At 34.4% G+C, this 3,573-nt stretch carries 1 protein-coding gene; it reads right to left on the reverse strand.

Annotated features, from left to right (window positions below; genetic code table 11):
• Positions 1 to 82: 82 nt before the first annotated feature.
• A complete protein-coding gene (locus RWL86_RS08395) occupies positions 83 to 3,208 on the reverse strand; it encodes a CocE/NonD family hydrolase (RefSeq protein ID WP_314078818.1) in 3,126 nt (1,041 codons plus the stop codon).
• Between the last annotated feature and the right edge of the window lie 365 nt (positions 3,209 to 3,573).

Genomic DNA, 3,573 nt, shown 5'->3' on the forward strand with positions numbered 1-3,573 from the left:
CTCAAATTTTAGCAATGAGACTCGCATTTGCGAGGCTGCTTGCGTCCTCCGCTACTTACAGGGAAGTCATATATAAAATCTATTATTTAACCCAAACACCGTCACCATCAACTTTATAACCACCTGGTGTAATTGTATTTGTTAATAATGCTCCAGATTTATTCAAGTAGTACCATTTACCATCTACTTGAACCCAACCTGTTTCCATTTTTCCATCTTGATCTAAATAGTACCATTTATTAGAAACTTCTAACCAACCTTTTTCCATAGCTCCTGTTTCATTTAAATAATACCATCCATTCTTATAATAGAACCATTCATTTCGAGCATATTTACCATCTTCTTTTAAGTAATACCATGAACTGTAATTTTCATCATATACCCATTCACTTGCTGCCATTGTACCATCATTTTTCAAGTAATAATCATCTTTCCAAGTGTTTTTAGCAGATGTTCCGTCTTGTTGGAAATAGTACCATTTTTGATGTTGTTCATCATAAATCCATTTATCTTTTACTTTTTGTCCATTTTCATCATAATAGGAATCTCCTTGGAATCCTACTTTTGTAGTTGGAGTTGACACACTAGTATTTCCTTGTGAAGTTCTCACCGATTCTGTTGTAGGAATCTCTGCTTCTGGTAATGCTGGTTGTTCTGTTACTTCACCATTTACCCCACCTTTGAATTCTGGCAACTCTGGTTGTTCTGCTACTTCACCATTTACTCCACCTTTAAATTCCGGCAATTCTGGCTGAACTTCTGGTTCACCTTTTTCTTCAATAACATCTTTAATTGGTAAGTATTTTGCAGTTAGTGTAGCATCTTTTTCAACAACTGGTAAAACTGCTTGAATAGATTCAGTTTGAAGACGAATTTGATATTCTTTTTCAATAGATAAATCACTTAAATCATACGGATTTAAAACTAAAACTAAACGATGTCCTTTTTCAACTTTATATACATTTGGTTGTAAGTACATTGTATACTCATGGAATTCTCCAACTTTTGGTTCAATAGAATCTGTTGAAGAATTTGACTCATATTTAGAGTTTGGACTTGCTAAGTTGATCCAACCTTTTGCAATAACTTTTTGTTTCGTAGGAGCTGTCTTAAAATTCTTCACATCTAAGTTTTGGAGCGTTCCACCTTGCCAAAACGCGCCTTGTACACCAGTATCATTTGCACTACCATCTACTACCGCATCGAATTCTTTATCTGAAACATCCATTAATACTCCATACATTTGGAAATTATGACCTTCGCCTTTTTCAAGGGCTGCTTTAAAGGTCACTGGAATATTCCCTTTAATCGTCACATCTTCAGACACTTCTGCAGCATAACTTGCATTTGATTTTGAAGACACTCTTGAAATTTTCTCAAATCGATTTTCTTTATCCAATTTTGCACTTGCATAATCGCTAGAAATTACAGTTTCTTTCTCTTTATTGTCTGCTTTTAATACTAATTGATGGTCACTTTCCCAACTATTATAATCTGTCCAATGGTTCACATTATTATTATCTTGAACCATCACAGGTGGTAATGATTCCACTTTATTATCGACATCATATAAATAGTGAGAGAACCATTCATTTAATAAATCATAGTAATCTTGACCATTCCGTTGAATTCCATATCCTTGAGACATTTTGGCTGGGTAAATATGCTCCCCTTGATGAAGATACATTTTTGTTAATACGCCAGCTTTTTTCAAAGCTTGATACATTAATTCAACATGTTTTGTTTTTACATTATCATCGTTTAACCCATGTACTAATAATGCAGGAACTTTTAATTGAGGAGAAATGGTATAATCTCTTTCTTTCCATAAATCACTATAGAAATATTCATGTTCTTTTTGATCATGATTTAATTGATTAATATAAGAAGAATAATTATTCCAAATCTTATACCAATCAGATTCTTCAAACATACGGCTTGTGACATAAATGGACAACCAAGATAAGTTACTAAATGGTTCAGAACTATATGGCGTTCCTTGACTATTAAAGTAATCATACCAAGAAGCAATCCCTGCCGCTGGGACAATTGTTTTTAATCCTTGAACTCCTGTTGCTCCTACTCCGAAAGTAGATGTCCCTGCCCAAGACAAACCTGTCATACCAACATTTCCATTTGCCCAATCAGCTTTAATTTCGATATTATTTTCTCTATCTGTATAAGCTCTTCTTTTGCCATTAATCCATTGGATAATATTTTTAAATGCTCCAATTTCTAAATCTGATCCAACAGTATTATAACCTTCCGATTCTTTTGTTCCTAAACCTGCACTTGAAACAAATACATAGCCACGAATTAAGAAGTAATCGTACCAGTTTAAATCTTCATAATCATTAAATCCTTCCCACTCATTATAATAATACCAAGAAGAAGAACTTGCATTTTTTGCTGCTTCAAGAGTAGATTGTACACCAACAGGTACTCTGCGTTTTGGTTTTCTACGTAACCAATTCATATCATAAGTACCATCCGTTGGTAAATTATGACTTTCTAATGTTACATGGTCTTGATCCAATGTTCCTGCTACATAAGGTCTTGCTTCAAAAATGGTAGAAGCCTTGTAATCTCCTTGAGCTACTACTTTAGGCATTTGAACAATTGCCTTTACCAAGTCTCGTTTTCCATCTCCATCTGTATCATAATCTGTTTCTACAAATACAGGGAAACGAACAATATCACTTTTTTCAAATGAATACTCATCTGGATTTAATTGACCTGTTGAATAAGGAAAAATTGGTTGAGCCTTTCCATTTAAAAATAAAGGTGATTTCTTTTCAGTACGATAAGCATCATGAAGTTTTTGAGCGATTGAAACTAGTGAATCAAATTCTGTAATCACTTGAGAAATATCTTCACCTGGTTGAATCAAACCTAAGCTTTCTGCAAATCGTAATTGATCTCTTTCAGTTTGCCCAATTAATTTTTGAGATGTATCTGCCCATTGTAATAATTCTAATACCGCTTCTTTTTTCGTTACTTGTCGATTCTCAAAATTAGGTTTTTCTTTCACTTCTAATGTTGTTTTTGCAACTTCCTCTTTTGGCTTTGTTACTTCACTAGTTGGTGTAGTAACCGTAGTTGAACTAGTTTCCTCTGCTAACACTCCTCCATTAGAAAGTAACGTCATCAAGACGATTGCGGAAGCTCCCACTAGCTTCCAATTCCATCCACGTTTTTTAAATTCCATTGTATATCCTCCTTATAAGAATACGCTTTCTTACCCAAGATTAACACCTTTCAACTATACAGTCAAACATTATTGTTCACGCTTACATTTTTGTTAACTAAAAAACTTCCTCACAGCAGCAAAGCAAATGCTACAAATGAGGAAGCCATATATTAAAACATAATCCTATAAGATTTCCAAACACATAGACTTACCGCAGTAGCTTAGCCATGAGACTCGCATTGCAAGACTACTTACGTCCCCCGCTAGTTACAGGAAAGTCATATTCAAAAACGTACTCTCATAAATGAATGCCAAACACATAGACTTACCGCAGTAGCGCAAGTACTAGAAGCCATCCCTTTGGCTTCTAGTACAGGAAAACT

It is taken from the genome of uncultured Granulicatella sp. (genome assembly GCF_963515095.1).
GTDB lineage: Bacteria > Bacillota > Bacilli > Lactobacillales > Aerococcaceae > Granulicatella.